This window comes from Pseudooceanicola sp. HF7 (genome assembly GCF_011806405.1).
GTDB lineage: Bacteria > Pseudomonadota > Alphaproteobacteria > Rhodobacterales > Rhodobacteraceae > Pseudooceanicola.
The window spans coordinates 1-13,974 of the sequence record NZ_JAATOW010000002.1; the positions used below are offsets into that span (position 1 = coordinate 1).

Sequence of the window (13,974 nt, forward strand, 5' to 3'; positions counted from 1 at the left end):
ATGACCACGGCGCTGCTGACCGTCGCCTTCGGGGCCTGGATGTTCCATCGGCTGACGCCGGGGATGCTGTCTGTCGCGCCGAACCTGGCCAATGGCTTCGTGCAGGATGCGGCCATTGCGACCTTCCCGCTGGGATCGGGGCTGGGGGCGCTTTGGTACGGGGCCTTTCCGGTGGCGGCGACGGGCTGGCAGGTGGCGGTGACGCTGGTCCTGCTGCTAGCGCTGGCTTCCGTGGTCACGGCCTTTGCCGGCATCCTGGCCGATCCCCTGCAGGCCCGCCTGGGGCTGCACAGGGCGCGGCTGAACCGGCTGGTGGATGCGCTGGAGCGCGACCTTGGCGGGGCGACCCCCAGGCCCTTTGCCGCGCGCGAACATTTCTATGCGCGGCTGCTGGACCTGGTGGACATCGGATCGGGCCTGTTCCGGCATTTTCGCTGAAGCGGCTATCGCGTGCAAAAAAGGACCCCGGGCCGGGTGGCGCGGGGTCTTCGTTTGTCAGCTAGTCAAGGGGTGAGGCGCGCCTAGGCCGGGCTCAGCTCTTGCTGCGGCGGGGCGGAGCGTCGCCACCGGCGCGGGGCTTGCGCGGTGCGGCCTTTGCCTTGCCCGGCGGGGTGAACCGCTTGGAGCTGTCGCGGGCGTCGTTCCCGGCAGCGGGCTTGCCCTTGGGCTTGCCGGCACCGGCGGGTTTGCCGCCCGGCTTGCCAAAGGATTTGCCGGCCGGTTTCGCGCCCGGCTTGCCGGCAGGCTTGCCACCCGGTTTGCCGAAGGGCTTGCCGCCGGATTTCGGGCCGGACTTGTAGCCATCCGACTTGGGCTTGTAGCCATCGGACTTGGATTTGTAGCCGTCGGACTTGGGCTTGTAGCCATCCGATTTCGGCTTGGACGCGGGCGCAGGCGCCTTTGCCTTGACCGCCCCTTCGGTGGGCAGGCGTTCGGGGGCGGCCTCTTCGCGCGGGGCCTTGTGGCGGGGCTTGCGGTCTTCGCCGTAGTCCTTGCGCGGGCCGGACTGCTCGCGCGGCTTGTCGCCACCCAAAACACCCGGCTTGTCGCGGCTGGTGTCGCGGCCTGCTTCGTGGATGCCCGACTTGGGGCCGCCGGAGCGCGGGCCGGACTTGGGACCGGAGCCGCGCGGGCCACGGGGGCCGGAGCGATCGTCGCGCGGGCCGCGGCTGGGCGCGGGAAGGTTGGGCGGGCTGTCCAGCAGCGTGGCGGCGATGCCTTCTTCAAGGACGCCGTCCGCCCCCAGCGTCGACATGAAGCCGTCGATGCTGGGTTCGGAGAGTTCCACGAAGGTTTCGCCCTTTTGCACGCGGATCGCGCCGATGGCGGTCTTGTCGATGTTGCCGGCGCGGCAGAGCAGCGGCAGGATCCAGCGCGCCTCTGCCCGGTCGTCGTGACCGACAGAGAGCGAGACCCAGCGGCTGGGGCCGAAATCGCGCGGCGCGCGGGGCGCGGCCTTGGTATCGGGCGCCTGAAGCTCTTCCGGGGCGGAATGGTTGGCCTGGTAGAGACGCAGGTAGGCCGCCGCGATGGCTTCGGGGCTGTGCAGCTCAAGCAGCTTGGCGGCAAAGGCGCTTTGTTCTTCGGTGGGGGCCTCGTTCCAGGCGGGATCGGAGAGCAGGCGCTCTTCGTCCTTGCGCAGGATATCCTCGACCGAGGGGGCCTCTGTCCATTCGGCGGTGATCTTGGCCCATTTCAGCAGGCGCTCTGCCTTCTTGACGGAACGCGGCGGGACGATCAGGGCAGAGATGCCCTTGCGCCCGGCGCGGCCCGTACGGCCAGAGCGGTGCAGCAGGCCTTCGGTGTTGCTGGGCAGATCGGCGTGGATCACCAGGTTCAGGTTGGGCAGGTCGATGCCGCGGGCTGCCACGTCGGTGGCGACGCAGACGCGGGCGCGGCCATCGCGCATGGCTTGCAGCGCATGGGTCCGTTCGGTCTGGCTGAGCTCACCCGACAGGCTGACGGTCGCCAGGCCCCGGTTGGCCAGCCGCGCGGAGAGGTGGTTCACCTCTGCCCGGGTATTGGCGAAGACGATGGCGCTTTCCTGGTCATGGAAGCGCAGCAGGTTGAAGATCGCGTGTTCGCTGTCCGAGGCCGCGACGCGCAGCGCCTGATAGGAGATGTCGGCGTGCTGGTCGTTCTTGCTGATGGTGCTGATGCGCTTGGCGTTGCGCTGGTATTTCTCTGCCAGGGTGGCGATCATCGGCGGCACGGTGGCGGAGAAGAGCAGGGTGCGCTTTTCCTCGGGCGCTTCGCCCAGCATGAATTCCAGGTCTTCGCGGAAGCCCAGGTCAAGCATCTCATCGGCTTCGTCCAGGACAACGGCGCGGATTTCGCTGAGGTCGAGGGAGCCGCGTTCGATGTGGTCGCGCAGGCGGCCCGGCGTGCCGACGACGATATGCGCGCCGCGGTCCAGCGCCCGGCGTTCCTGGCGCATGTCCATGCCACCCACGCAAGAGGTCACGATGGCGCGGGTGCGCGAATAGAGCCAGTCGAGCTCTCTCATGACCTGGAAGGCCAGTTCGCGGGTCGGCGCGACGACCAGCGCCAGGGGCGCGGCGGCGGGGCCGAACTGGGTGTCTTCGCCCAGCAGGGTGGGGGCGATGGCGATGCCGAAGCCCACCGTCTTGCCAGAGCCGGTCTGGGCGGAAACCAGCAGGTCAGACCCGGCCAGATCGGGTGCGCTCACGGCCTCCTGGACGGGGGTGAGTGTGTCATATCCGCGCTCGGTAAGCGCTTCGGACAGGGGAGTGATCATAGCGGGGAAAGTTCCATGGAAAGCGGCGGGGACGCCGGAAGGGAAGGGCGTGAAAGGGACAGCCGTAGGGACGGGAGACCAGTGGTTGTACCGAAAGACGCGGGGGAAGTATATGGCGAAAGCGCAGCCGGCGCCGCTTTTCACGCAGCGTAGCGGGGGTTTCTGCCGGTTTTGCGCCGCTGTCAACGCCCCATGGCGGTCTGGCGGGTGACGTAGCGGCCATTTGGATGCCGCGAGGCGCAGGCGGGGCATCGGATAAGTGCGGGCCCCCCGGCTGTCCGGGACAGGGCGGGGGCGCGTGGGGGTCCGGCGGGCTGTCCTGCTTCGGAAGGGCTGGTCAGATGTCCAGCGTGTGTTCGCTTTCCCAGGCCGAGAGATGGGCGGCGTAATCGTTCCATTCATCGGTCTTGAGCTTGACGTAGGCGCTGGACAGACCCTCGCCCAGAGCATCGGTCAGGGCGCTGTCGGCCCGGAAGGCGCGGATGGCATCCAGCAGGTTCATCGGCAGTTTCGCGGCTTCCTTCGCCTTTTCCGGCTCCGCGTACATGTTGAAGTCCGAGCGCGGGCCGGGATCGGCCTTGGCGCGCAGGCCCGACAGGCCGGCCGCGATCACGGCGGCCTGCAGCAGGTAGGGGTTGGCCGCGCCGTCGGGCAGGCGCAGTTCGAACCGTCCGGGGCCGGGGACGCGCACCATGTGGGTGCGGTTGTTGCCAGTCCAGGTCACGGTATTGGGCGCCCAGGTCGCCCCGGAAAGCGTGCCGGCGGCGTTGAGGCGCTTGTAGCTGTTGACGGTGGGGTTGGTGATCGCGGTCATGCCGGTGGCATGGGTCATGATCCCGCCCAGGAAGTTGCGCCCGGCGGCGGAAAGCCCCAGCTCTGCGCTGTCATCGGCAAAGGCATTGGTGCCATCCGCGTTCCAGACAGAGACATGCACATGGCAGCCGTTGCCGGTGAGATCGGCCAAGGGCTTGGGCATGAAGGTGGCGCGCAGCCCGTGCTTTTCGGCCACGGATTTGACCATGAACTTGAAGAAGGAGTGCTTGTCGGCGGTGGCCAGGGCCTCGTCGAAGGCCCAGTTCATCTCGAACTGGCCATTCGCGTCCTCGTGGTCGTTCTGGTAGGGCTCCCAGCCCAGCTCCAGCATGTAATCGCAGATCTCCGCGATCACATCGTAGCGCCGCATCACCGCCTGCTGGTCGTAGCAGGGCTTGGCGGCGGTGTCCTGGGGGTCAGAGATCGCGGTGCCGTCGGGCTGGAGCAGGAAGAACTCGGCCTCCACGCCGGTCTTGACGGTCAGGCCCATGTCGGCGGCCTGGGCGATCTGGCGGCGCAGCACGTTGCGGGGGGCCTGGTCCAGCTCTCCGGCGTCGGACATGACGCAATTGGCCGGGACCCAGGCGACATCGGGTTTCCAGGGCAGCTGGATGACGGAGGCCGGGTCGGGCACCGCCAGCATGTCGGCATCCGCGGGCGTCAGGTCCAGCCATGAGGCGAAGCCGGCAAAGCCCGCGCCATCCTCTGCCATCTGCGCGATAGCGGCGGCGGGCACCAGCTTGGCGCGCTGGCCACCGAAGAGGTCCGTGTAGGAGATCATGAAGTATTTCACGCCCTTGTCACGCGCGAAGGCAGCGAGGTCGGTCATGGCAGTTCCTTTCCCTGTCGTGTCGCGGGGCTCTTGCGGCCCTCTTGAACGGTCGTCGGGCGGAGCCGCCCGGCGGGTTGTCATGCCCGGCCCGTGCCGGGTGGTCGTTGGTCGGGCGGTGGGTGTAACCCACCTTCGGTCCCCGTTGTGTCCGGTGGTGCGTGTGAACACGCACCCTACGCGGCGGGTAGGGTGCGTGATTTCACGCATCTTTCAGAACCCCGGCTTGCCCGGCCACCAGTCTGTACCGGCAAGCGGTACCTTTGCCATGGCGGCGGCCTCCATCGTCAGCGCGCAGAGGTCTTCCGGCTCAAGATTGTGCACATGGCTCTTGCCGCAGGCGCGCGCGATGGTCTGTGCCTCAAGCGTCAGCACCGAAAGGTAGTTGCGCAACCGGCGTCCGGCCTCGATCGGGTCAAGGCGGGCCATCAGGTCCGGATCCTGGGTGGTGATGCCGGCGGGGTCGCGCCCTTCGTGCCAGTCGTCATAGGCCCCGGCGGTGGTGCCCAGCTGCTGATACTCGGCCTCCCATTTGGGATCGTTGTCGCCAAGGGCGATCAGTGCCGCCGTCCCGATGGAGACCGCATCCGCGCCAAGGGCCAGCGCCTTGGCCACATCCGCGCCGGTGCGGATGCCGCCGGAGACCACAAGCTGCACCTCACGGTGCAGGCCCAGGTCCTGAAGCGCCTGGACGGCGGGGCGGATGCAGGCCAGCGTGGGCAGGCCGACGTGTTCGATGAAGACATCCTGCGTGGCCGCCGTGCCGCCCTGCATGCCGTCCAGCACGATCACATCCGCGCCCGCCTTGGCCGCCAGCGCGGTATCGTAATAGGGCCGGGCGCCGCCGACCTTGATGTAGATGGGTTTCTCCCATCCCGTGATCTCGCGCAGCTCAAGGATCTTGATCTCAAGGTCGTCGGGGCCGGTCCAGTCCGGGTGACGACAGGCCGAGCGCTGGTCGATCCCCTCGGGCAGGTTGCGCATGCCCGCGACACGCTCGGTGATCTTCTGGCCCAGCAGCATGCCGCCGCCGCCGGGTTTCGCGCCCTGGCCCACGACCACCTCGATGGCGTCCGCGCGGCGCAGGTCGCGTGGGTTCATCCCGTAGCGTGAGGGCAGGTACTGATAGACCAGCTTTTCGGAATGCCCGCGCTCTTCTTCGGTCATGCCGCCATCGCCGGTGGTGGTGGAGGTGCCCGCCATGGTCGCGCCCCGGCCAAGCGCCTCTTTCGCCGGACCGGAGAGAGAGCCGAATGACATGCCCGCGATGGTGATCGGGATCTCAAGCTCAACCGGCTTTTTCGCGAAGCGCGTGCCCAGCGTCACGTTGGTCGCGCATTTCTCACGGTAGCCTTCCAGGGGATAGCGGCTGATCGAGGCGCCCAGGAACAGCAGGTCATCGAAATGCGGCACGCGCCGTTTCGCGCCGCCGCCGCGGATGTCGTAGATGCCGGTGGCCGCCGCGCGCCGGATCTCTGACTGGGCCTCGGGCGAGAAGGTGGCGGAGTAGCGGGGCAGGGTGCGTGGGGTGCGGTCCATCAGTAGTCTCCCGCGTGATCGACGTTGAAATGGTAGAGCTTGCGGGCAGAGCCGTAGCGGCGGAACTCTTCGGGTTTCGCATCGGCCCCGGCCCGGGCCAGCAGGTCCGTGAGCAGCGCGATATGCTCGGGCCGCATCTCTTTCTCTTCGCAATCCGCGCCAAGGCTTTTGACCGCGCCGCGCACGAAGAGCTTGGCCTCATAGAGGCTGTCGCCCAGGGCATCGCCCGCGTCCCCCAGCACCACCAGCGCGCCGGATTGCGCCATGAAGGCGGACATGTGGCCGACGTTGCCATGCACGACGATGTCGATCCCCTTCATGGAGATGCCGCAGCGGGAGGAGGCATTGCCCTTCACCACCAGCAGCCCGCCGTGCCCCGTGGCCCCGGCGTATTGGCTGGCGTCGCCGTCGATCACCACGGTGCCGGACATCATGTTTTCCGCCACGCCCGGCCCGGCAGAGCCTTCGACGTGCACGGTGGCCCCTTCGTTCATGCCGGCGCAGTAATAACCGGTGGAGCCCTTGACGGTGACCTCGATCGGGGTGGTCAGACCGGCGGCAATGGCATGGCCGCCGCGCGGGTTCTCGATCACCCAATGGGTCTGGTTGGTGTCGGGGGCCTGCCCCTGAAGCTGCGCGTTCACCTCGCGCAGGGGCATGGTGGCCAGGTCGAGGGTCTGCATCGATCAGCGCTCCCAGAAGTAGACGGTTGCGGGTTCGGGTTCCCAGACGCGGGCCTGGTCGATCCCCGGCAGGGTGGCCAGCGCGCGGTATTCGGAGCCGAAGGCGACGTAATCGTCGGTCTCGGCCATCATGGCGGGCTTGCAGGCGATGGGATCGCGGACCACGCCGAAGCCGTTCTTCGTGCCCACGACGAAGGTGAAGAAGCCATCGAGGTCGGCCAGCGTGCCCTTTAGCGCGCCGCCCAGGTCATCGCCTGCGGCCAGGCGCGAAGAGATGTAGCAGGCGGCGACCTCCGTGTCGTTCTGGGTCGCGGGAGGGAAGCCCTGCCGCGTCAGGGTGCGGCGCATGGCGTTGTGATTGGAGAGAGAGCCGTTGTGGACCAGGCATTGGTCCGGCCCGGTAGAGAAGGGATGCGCGCCCAGCGTGGTCACGGCGCTTTCCGTGGCCATGCGGGTGTGCCCGATGCCGTGGCTGCCCGACATGGCGCGGATGCCGAAGCGGTCGGCCACGTCGCGCGGCAGGCCGACCTCCTTGTAAATCTCCATGGAGGTGCCGGCGCCCATCAGGCGCAGTCCGCGGTCAGCCAGGACGGCGCGGGCCTGCCCTTCGTGCTCCTGGGGCAGGGTGAGCACCGCGTGGGTGGAGATCACGCGCATCTCGACAGGCGTGCCAAGGGCCTGGGAGAGGGCCGTGTCCAGCCCGTCGAAGGCGGCGGGGTCATCCGATTGCACGGTCAGCTTGAAGGCGTCTTCACCGCCGTAGACGGCGATCCCGGCGCTGTCAGGGCCGCGATCCGTCATGGTGATCAGCATCTCTGTCAGAAGCTGGCCAAGCTGCGGTTGCAGCGCGTCCCTTTTCAGAAACAAACCCACGATGCCACACATTCCGAACCTCCGAATCTGGTGGAATTTCCGTTTTGCGGTAGCATGGCGTGTGTTTCCTTAAAAGAAAACTTGTTTCCTTTTGGTGAATCTTCGGCGGAGGTGCCCACCCCTTGGGCATTGCCCCCAGTCAAAGCTTTGCGGGGTGTTTTCCCGCGCCGCGGTTTCCGCGAAATCGGAGAGGATGGCGACCAGCGCCCCGCTGCTGGCCCAGCTCCTTTCCCAGGCGGGCGACCGCATGGAAGACGCGAAAGGGCTTTGTTTCGTCCATGCGCGTCATTCTTTTCCCGGCTGCAAAGGCAAATGCGAAAGCACTGCTGTTCCCGCAGGGCGGTGCGCGGACTATCTTGATCGGCAACCGATGCTTTCAGAGCCTGCAAGGAGACCCAAGATGATCCGCCAGATCCAGGGCCTGCACCACGTCACGTCGATGGCCGCAGATGCCAATGAGAACAATGCCTTCTTCACCCACATCCTTGGCCTGCGCCGGGTGAAGAAGACCGTGAATTTCGACGCGCCGGAGGTCTATCACCTGTACTACGGGGACGAGGTCGGCACGCCCGGCTCCGTCATGACCTATTTTCCGTTTGGCGACATGCCACGCGGCAAGCGCGGGATCGGAGAGGTCGGCGTGACGGAATTCGCCGTGCCCCCCGGTGCCTTGCACTACTGGGAGGAGCGCCTGGCCGCCGCCGGGGTCACCGGCATGGCGCGAGAGACCGCCTTCGGAGAGGCGCGCCTGTCCTTCGCAGGGCCGGACGGGGACGGTTTCGCGCTGGTCGAAACCGCGCCGCGCGGGCGCACCCCCTGGACCGGAGAGGACATTCCCGAAGAGGTCGGCATCCTGGGCTTCCACGGCGCCCGGTTCCGGCTGCGCGAGGCGGGCGCCACGGAAGAGCTGCTGGGCTTCATGGGCTACCAGAAGGCCGGGGAGGACAAGGGGCTGACCCGCTTCGTGATCGAAGGGGGCAATGCGGCCGACACCATCGATATCGAAGCCCTGCCGGGCAGTGCCGCGGCGCGCCAGGGGGCGGGATCGGTCCATCACATCGCCTTTGCCGTGGAAGATCGCGCCGCCCAGCTGGAGGTCCGCCAGGCACTGATGGACACGGGCTACCAGGTGACGCCGGTGATTGACCGGGATTACTTCTGGGCGATCTACTTCCGCACGCCGGGCGGGGTGCTGTTCGAGGTGGCGACCAATGAACCCGGTTTCGACCGGGACGAGGATACCGCCAACCTGGGGACCGCGCTGAAGCTGCCCACGCGCTATGAACAATACCGCAGCCAGATCGAGGACGTCCTGCCGGAGCTGGCAGGCTGAAGGGGAACGACATGACCAAAGATGCCTATCACGCGCTCATCCAGCCGCCCGAGGCCGGTGCTCCGCTGGTCTTTGCCTTTCATGGCACGGGCGGGGATGAACACCAGTTCTTCGAGATCACGCGCCAGATCCTGCCGGGGGCGGGGGTGATCTCGGCCCGGGGGGATGTCTCTGAACAGGGGGCGCTGCGCTTCTTCCGCCGCACGGGCGAGGGGGTCTACGACATGGAGGACCTGTCCCGGCGGGTGGAGCGGATGGCGGGCTTCGTGGCGGCGCACAAGGCGGAGTATCCGCAGACGCCCGTCTATGGCTACGGCTATTCCAACGGGGCCAATATCCTGGCAGCCGTGGCGATGAAGCAGCCGGAGCTGTTCAACCGGATCGGCCTGTTGCATCCGCTGATCCCCTGGTCGCCCGCGCCGGTGGCCGGGCTGGCGGGACGCAGGGTGCTGGTGACCGCGGGGCGCCGTGACCCGATCTGCCCTTGGCCGATGACGGAGGCGCTGGTGACCTGGCTGTGCGACCAGGGCGCGGAGGTCACGACGGAGGTGCATGCCGGGGGACATGAGCTGCAACAGGGCGAGCTGACCGCGCTGCGGGACTTGCTGGCGGCGTGAGGGGAGCCCTTGGGCCGGGGCGTCACGGTCCGGTGCCTGCTGGAACGTGGCCTTCGGAAGGCGGGCGTTTCGCGACGGTTATTGACAGAGTGAGGCGACGAGCAGGGCGTGCATTAAATGCGCGCCCTGTTTTTGTGCGCTCGAAAAGCAGAATCCGCCAGGCCGCGCGATAATTCACGCGGCGTCTCCGAATTAATGCGGAGTCGCAGATTAATGTTATCTTTGGTGTCTGTCCCGTAATTCAAAAGGAACATATTGAATTGATCAATTCAACCAATTGATTGCTCTCGAGAATACTCCAGAACGGGCGGTGGTGTCACCGCTGGATGCCAGTCTGGGTCACGTCCCGGCCCATGGCGGTCAAGAGATCCTCAATCGAGTCATGGAGCAGCTCCAGCGCGTAGTGGGGGTTGTGCACGAAGATGGCCTTGTCCGAGGTCACGACCTTGTAGTTGTAGACGGCCTGGACCATGCGCGGCGTCCAGTTGGGATAGACCACGGGGCGTCCCTCCTTCTGATCGGCCAGCCCGTCGCCATTGGCATCGGCAAAGAAATAGGGGCGGCTGTGCGCGTCGTAGACGGCGGCAAGCCCGGCCACCTGGGAGGCATAGTCAAGGATTGTGTCCATCAGCAGGCGGCTGTTGGCCTCGATATCCGCAGAGATGCCCTTGGCCAGGTCGCCGCTGCCATCGTAGCTGACGCGAGAGATACGGATATCAGCGGGCAGGCCGGTCTGGTGGCAGGTCAGGCAGGTGTCCTGCGCCACCTCAAGGCTGTGCGGGTTGTGGCAGGACAGGCAGCTATCCACAGGTTTTGCATGAAGAAAACGCCCAGAATAGCTCTTGTCCGGGTAGTGGAAGCCGAGGCCCCCGTAGCTGCCCAGGCTGCTGGCTGCGGCGATGGCGTAATGCGGCGTGATCGCGCCAAGCTCTGCATCCGGGGTGTCCAGGGGCTTGTCCGCAATCGCATCGGTGATCGTCTGGCCGGCGGCGCGGCCCTGGTGGCAGGTCACGCAGGCGGCCTCTGCGGAGGTGACGGGGTGCTCGACGCCGGAGGGCAGGGTGATCTGCGTCACGGCCCCCAGGCCGGGGTCATGGCAGGTTGCGCAATCCACCACACCCCCGGCCGGGATGGTCCCGTCGATGCTGCCCGGCGCGGTGCCATCAAGCCCGTGGAAGTCGCGAAACCCCGCGCCGGCATGGCAGGTCGCGCAGCGGGCGGGGATTTCCCCGTCGTCGTTCCAATGGCTGAAAGCCTCTGACGAGGCGTCGGAATGGCCTGAGCGGATCCACGCCGAAATGGCGCGCATATTCGGGATCTCGACCCGCTCGGGAGAGAAGGGACCACTGGGCGGCAGGACGTATGTGGGCAGGGTATCGGCGCTGTCAGCGCCCTCTTGCGCGGTGGCGGGCGCCGGCGTCATCGCGAATGCAAGCAGCGTCAAGGCAAGCCCCGCGGCTAATGCGGAAAGGGTGCATTTACGGAATCGGTCGCTGTCTTGCATCGGAATACCGCTTGATGAATTGCAATGAGGAAGTAAGCTTATCATTGCAGTTGGTGGAATGGCTGACAATGTTATTCTGATTGTTATTGCCGGTGGCGAAACAGGCCGATGAAAATGGCGGCCCAAATTGGGGCGCCGCTGGCGGATGGGGATGCAGGTGCCGGGAGTGTGGACACAAGCTTGGGCAAGGGGCCTGTCGCGGGGGCTGGATGTGCCCGTGGCCAATGCGCCGGCCCCGGTGGAGCCCGCAGAGATCGAGACGCGGATCTCTGAAGAGGCCGCGCTGCTGGCCAGCGCAGAGGACGACCTGCGCATAGAGCCGCTGGTGGCGCGGGGCGACAGCGTGGCCCAGGGCGCGCCGCTGTTCCGGTTCCGCCGTCATCCCGAGGTCGCCATCACCGCCCCGATGGCAGGCATGGTGGCGCATCTGGACCTGGACCTGGGCCATCGGCTGCGCCGGATCGCGCTGTTTCACGACGACGGGGCAGGGCGCTATCGCCATGACCCGGGTGCCGCGGCGCAGGAGCCTGCGGCGCTGCGGCGCCTGTTGCAGGACAGCGGGCTCTGGCAGGCCTTCCGCTCGCGGCCTTTCGGGCGGTTTCCACTTCCCGCGGAAGTGCCCGCAGCGCTTTGCGTCATGGTGCTCGATACCCGGCCCGGGGCGGCCGATCCGCGGCTTGCCATCGCGGGTGGCGAACGGGCCTTCGAGATCGGCGTGAGGGCGATTTCCCAACTGACAGAGGGGCCGGTCCTTATCTGCCAGGAGGCCGGGGCGGAGGTCATTGCCCGCAACATCCTGCCCCGCCGCGTGAAGATCCTGACCGTGCCCCGGATCCATCCGCAGGGGCTGGCCGGCGTCCAGGTGCATCGCCATTTCCCGGCACGCCCGGGCGCGCCGGTCTGGGATATCGGGGCAGAGGACGTGCTGGCCATCGGCGAACTGCTTGAGACCGGCTACCTGCGACAGACGCGGCTGGTCTCTGTCAGCGGCGATGCCCTGCGGGAGGGGCGGTTGATCCGCACCCAGCCCTGGGCCGATCTGCGCGGGCTTTGCCGGGGCCTGCTGCGGCCCGGTCCGTCGGCGATCCTGTCGGGCTCTCTTCTGGAGGGGCAAGAGGCGCGCTGGCTGCGCCCGGGGGACCGGCAGGTCACGGCCCGTGTGCGCAGGGAGCGCAAGGAGGGCGCGCATTGGTTCCGCTCCGCGCTCAGCCGTGCCTCGCGTCCGCTGCCGCTGATCCCGACCGCCGCGGCGGACCAAGCGCTTGGCGGGGGCGTTGCGGCCATGCCTTTGTTACGCGCGCTGTCTTCGGGGGATGCGGAGACGGCGATCCGGCTTGGGGTGCTTTCCCTGCTGCCCGAGGACCTGGCGCTGGCGGATTACGTGACCTGCGCGCAGCCCGCGCTATCGGCCCTGCTGGCCGGGCTGCTGGAGCGGATCGAGCAGGAGGAGGTCGCATGAGCCGCGGGATCTGGGACCGGGAGACCGTGGCCCTGGTGCTGCTGGGGGCGATCTTTCCCATCGCGGTGACCTGGCTTTCGGTGGCGGGCGCAGAGGGGCTTTGGCGGCTGGTCTTCTTCCTGGTCGTGGCCGGGATCTGGCACCTGGTCTGGATGCTGGCGCGCGCCCAGCCGCCCAGTTTCGCGGGCGTACTGACGGCCCTGGCGCTGGCCCTGCTGGCCCCGCAGGAGCTGGGCCTGCCGGCGCTGGTGCTTTCCACCAGTTTCGGGGTCGTCATGGCAGAACTGGCCTTTGGCGGCTGGGGGCGCAACGTGCTGAACCCGGCGGTGGTGACGCTGGCTTTCATGGGCTTTGGCTATCCTGCCGCGCCCTGGCCGGAGCTGGCGGTGCAGATCGGCTGGGCGGCGCTGCCCGCGGCGCTGATCGGCATGGTCTTCGGCGTGATGGCACCGGGCATCCTGCTGGGGGCCGCCCTGGCCTTCGGCGTGGCCTGGCTGGCTGGCGTGGATTTCACCGCCAGCTACGCCGCCATTGCCGTGGTGCTCGTGGTGCTGGTGGCCGAACCCGTGGCCAGTGCGGCGACCGCACCGGGGCGCTGGCTGAACGGGCTGCTTTACGGCGGTCTCGTGACGCTTTTCGTGGTGGCATGGGAGGGGGCCGCGCCGGTGCAACTGGCGGTCTCTGCCGCGCTTTTCACATCGCTTGCCGCGCCGCTCTTCGATGAGATCGCCATCGGCCTCTGGGTCCTGAAACGGAAGAAACGACATGGCTGACCTGAACCCGATCCATGCCTGGAAACGCCTGTTGGCGCTGCCCAACGACAGCCGCGCAAAGACGGTGGCCGTGGCCTTCCTGACGGCGGCGGTCTGCGCGGTCTTCGTCAGCGGGGCCACGGTGATCCTGCGCCCGATCCAGGCCGCCAACCGCGCCGCCGAGGTGCAGCTGCGGCTGGAGTCCCTGCTTTCGGCCATCCCCGGCATGGCCGATCTTCTGGCGGCCAGTGACGCGGCAAGCCTGAGCACGTTGGTCATCGATCTGGACCGCGGACAGGCGGCGGAGGCGGTCACGCCCGAGAGCCTTGAGACCACCTTGCTTGATACCTCCAGCTGGACGCCGCTGAGCCCGGAACAGGACCTGGCCGGGATCGGCAGCCGCCCGGATTTCGCCCAGGTCTACATCCTGCGGGAAGAGGACCGGGTGGCGCTGATGGTCCTGCCCATTGCCGGGGCGGGCTACAACGGCCCGATCGAGGCGATGATCGCGCTTGAAGGCGACATGGAAACCATCGCGGGCATCACGATCACCGACCAATCTGAGACACCGGGCCTGGGTGCGCGCATCACCGAGCCCGCCTGGCAGGCCGATTTCGCCGGTACCCGCTACCAGGATCCCAGCGGAGAGATGCGTTTTGCCGTGGCGCGGGGACCTGCGGGCGGTCCTTATGAGGTGGACGGGATCACCGGTGCCACCCGGACCGGCAATGCCATGACGCGCATGATCCGCTTCTGGCTGGGGCCCATGGGGTACGGTCCGCTGATCGACGCGGTCCAGCGGGGGGAGTTCTGA

At 67.5% G+C, this 13,974-nt stretch carries 12 protein-coding genes; 6 read left to right on the plus strand and 6 right to left on the minus strand.

From position 1 onward, the window contains the following. A partial coding sequence (locus HCZ97_RS00775; RefSeq protein WP_368484301.1) for a DUF6635 family protein occupies positions 1–438 on the plus strand: 438 nt, incomplete at its 5' end. A 94-nt stretch (positions 439–532) separates the two neighbouring features. On the opposite strand, the gene HCZ97_RS00780 is transcribed toward HCZ97_RS00775, so the two are convergent. The 5 genes from HCZ97_RS00780 to HCZ97_RS00800 all read right to left on the minus strand — a co-directional run bounded on the left by HCZ97_RS00780 (position 533) and on the right by HCZ97_RS00800 (position 7,507). Then, a complete protein-coding gene (locus HCZ97_RS00780; RefSeq protein ID WP_167686753.1) occupies positions 533–2,758 on the minus strand; it encodes a DEAD/DEAH box helicase in 2,226 nt (741 codons plus the stop codon). 337 nt (positions 2,759–3,095) lie between these two features. Next, the gene (gene glnT, locus HCZ97_RS00785) at positions 3,096–4,400 is read right to left on the minus strand and encodes a type III glutamate--ammonia ligase (RefSeq protein WP_167686754.1); all 1,305 of its coding nucleotides are present in this window, start codon (positions 4,398–4,400) and stop codon (positions 3,096–3,098) included. A 213-nt stretch (positions 4,401–4,613) separates the two neighbouring features. Beyond that, the gene (locus HCZ97_RS00790) at positions 4,614–5,939 is read right to left on the minus strand and encodes an FMN-binding glutamate synthase family protein (protein WP_167686755.1); all 1,326 of its coding nucleotides are present in this window, start codon (positions 5,937–5,939) and stop codon (positions 4,614–4,616) included. Further along, positions 5,939–6,622: a GXGXG domain-containing protein gene (locus HCZ97_RS00795; RefSeq protein ID WP_167686756.1), complete on the minus strand. Its 684-nt coding sequence runs from the start codon at positions 6,620–6,622 to the stop codon at positions 5,939–5,941. The genes HCZ97_RS00790 and HCZ97_RS00795 overlap by 1 nt, the downstream gene beginning before the upstream one ends. 3 nt (positions 6,623–6,625) lie before the next feature. Next, positions 6,626–7,507, minus strand: a complete 882-nt coding sequence (locus HCZ97_RS00800) for a glutamine amidotransferase family protein (protein WP_167686757.1) — start codon at positions 7,505–7,507, stop codon at positions 6,626–6,628. 388 nt (positions 7,508–7,895) lie between these two features. On the opposite strand from HCZ97_RS00800, the gene HCZ97_RS00805 reads away from it, so the two are divergent. Together HCZ97_RS00805 and HCZ97_RS00810 are read left to right on the plus strand one after the other, a co-directional pair. After that, positions 7,896–8,828: a VOC family protein gene (locus HCZ97_RS00805; protein ID WP_167686758.1), complete on the plus strand. Its 933-nt coding sequence runs from the start codon at positions 7,896–7,898 to the stop codon at positions 8,826–8,828. 11 nt (positions 8,829–8,839) lie between these two features. After that, positions 8,840–9,445, plus strand: coding sequence for an alpha/beta hydrolase (locus HCZ97_RS00810; protein WP_167686759.1), 606 nt, complete (start codon positions 8,840–8,842; stop codon positions 9,443–9,445). A 316-nt stretch (positions 9,446–9,761) separates the two neighbouring features. Here the strand turns inward: HCZ97_RS00810 and HCZ97_RS00815 are convergent, their stop codons facing one another. After that, the gene (locus tag HCZ97_RS00815) at positions 9,762–10,889 is read right to left on the minus strand and encodes a cytochrome C (RefSeq protein WP_167686760.1); all 1,128 of its coding nucleotides are present in this window, start codon (positions 10,887–10,889) and stop codon (positions 9,762–9,764) included. Positions 10,890–11,115: 226 nt separating this feature from the next. On the opposite strand from HCZ97_RS00815, the gene HCZ97_RS00820 reads away from it, so the two are divergent. Genes HCZ97_RS00820 through HCZ97_RS00830 form a run of 3 tightly spaced genes read left to right on the plus strand, consistent with a single transcriptional unit; the run spans position 11,116 to position 13,974 of the window. Further along, a complete protein-coding gene (locus HCZ97_RS00820) occupies positions 11,116–12,408 on the plus strand; it encodes a Na(+)-translocating NADH-quinone reductase subunit A (RefSeq protein WP_368484302.1) in 1,293 nt (430 codons plus the stop codon). Further along, positions 12,405–13,181 (plus strand): RnfABCDGE type electron transport complex subunit D, encoded by a 777-nt coding sequence (locus tag HCZ97_RS00825; protein ID WP_167686762.1) that lies wholly within the window; start codon positions 12,405–12,407, stop codon positions 13,179–13,181. The genes HCZ97_RS00820 and HCZ97_RS00825 overlap by 4 nt, the downstream gene beginning before the upstream one ends. Beyond that, positions 13,174–13,974, plus strand: a complete 801-nt coding sequence (locus HCZ97_RS00830; RefSeq protein WP_167686763.1) for an FMN-binding protein — start codon at positions 13,174–13,176, stop codon at positions 13,972–13,974. Before HCZ97_RS00825 ends, HCZ97_RS00830 begins: the two co-directional genes overlap by 8 nt.

Coding starts and splice junctions, on each gene's coding strand:
- HCZ97_RS00780 (WP_167686753.1), bottom strand. CDS start 2,758: ATGATCACTCCCCTGTCCGAAGCGCTTACCGAGCGCGGATATGACACA.
- glnT (WP_167686754.1), bottom strand. CDS start 4,400: ATGACCGACCTCGCTGCCTTCGCGCGTGACAAGGGCGTGAAATACTTC.
- HCZ97_RS00790 (WP_167686755.1), bottom strand. CDS start 5,939: ATGGACCGCACCCCACGCACCCTGCCCCGCTACTCCGCCACCTTCTCG.
- HCZ97_RS00795 (WP_167686756.1), bottom strand. CDS start 6,622: ATGCAGACCCTCGACCTGGCCACCATGCCCCTGCGCGAGGTGAACGCG.
- HCZ97_RS00800 (WP_167686757.1), bottom strand. CDS start 7,507: ATGTGTGGCATCGTGGGTTTGTTTCTGAAAAGGGACGCGCTGCAACCG.
- HCZ97_RS00805 (WP_167686758.1), top strand. CDS start 7,896: ATGATCCGCCAGATCCAGGGCCTGCACCACGTCACGTCGATGGCCGCA.
- HCZ97_RS00810 (WP_167686759.1), top strand. CDS start 8,840: ATGACCAAAGATGCCTATCACGCGCTCATCCAGCCGCCCGAGGCCGGT.
- HCZ97_RS00825 (WP_167686762.1), top strand. CDS start 12,405: ATGAGCCGCGGGATCTGGGACCGGGAGACCGTGGCCCTGGTGCTGCTG.
- HCZ97_RS00830 (WP_167686763.1), top strand. CDS start 13,174: ATGGCTGACCTGAACCCGATCCATGCCTGGAAACGCCTGTTGGCGCTG.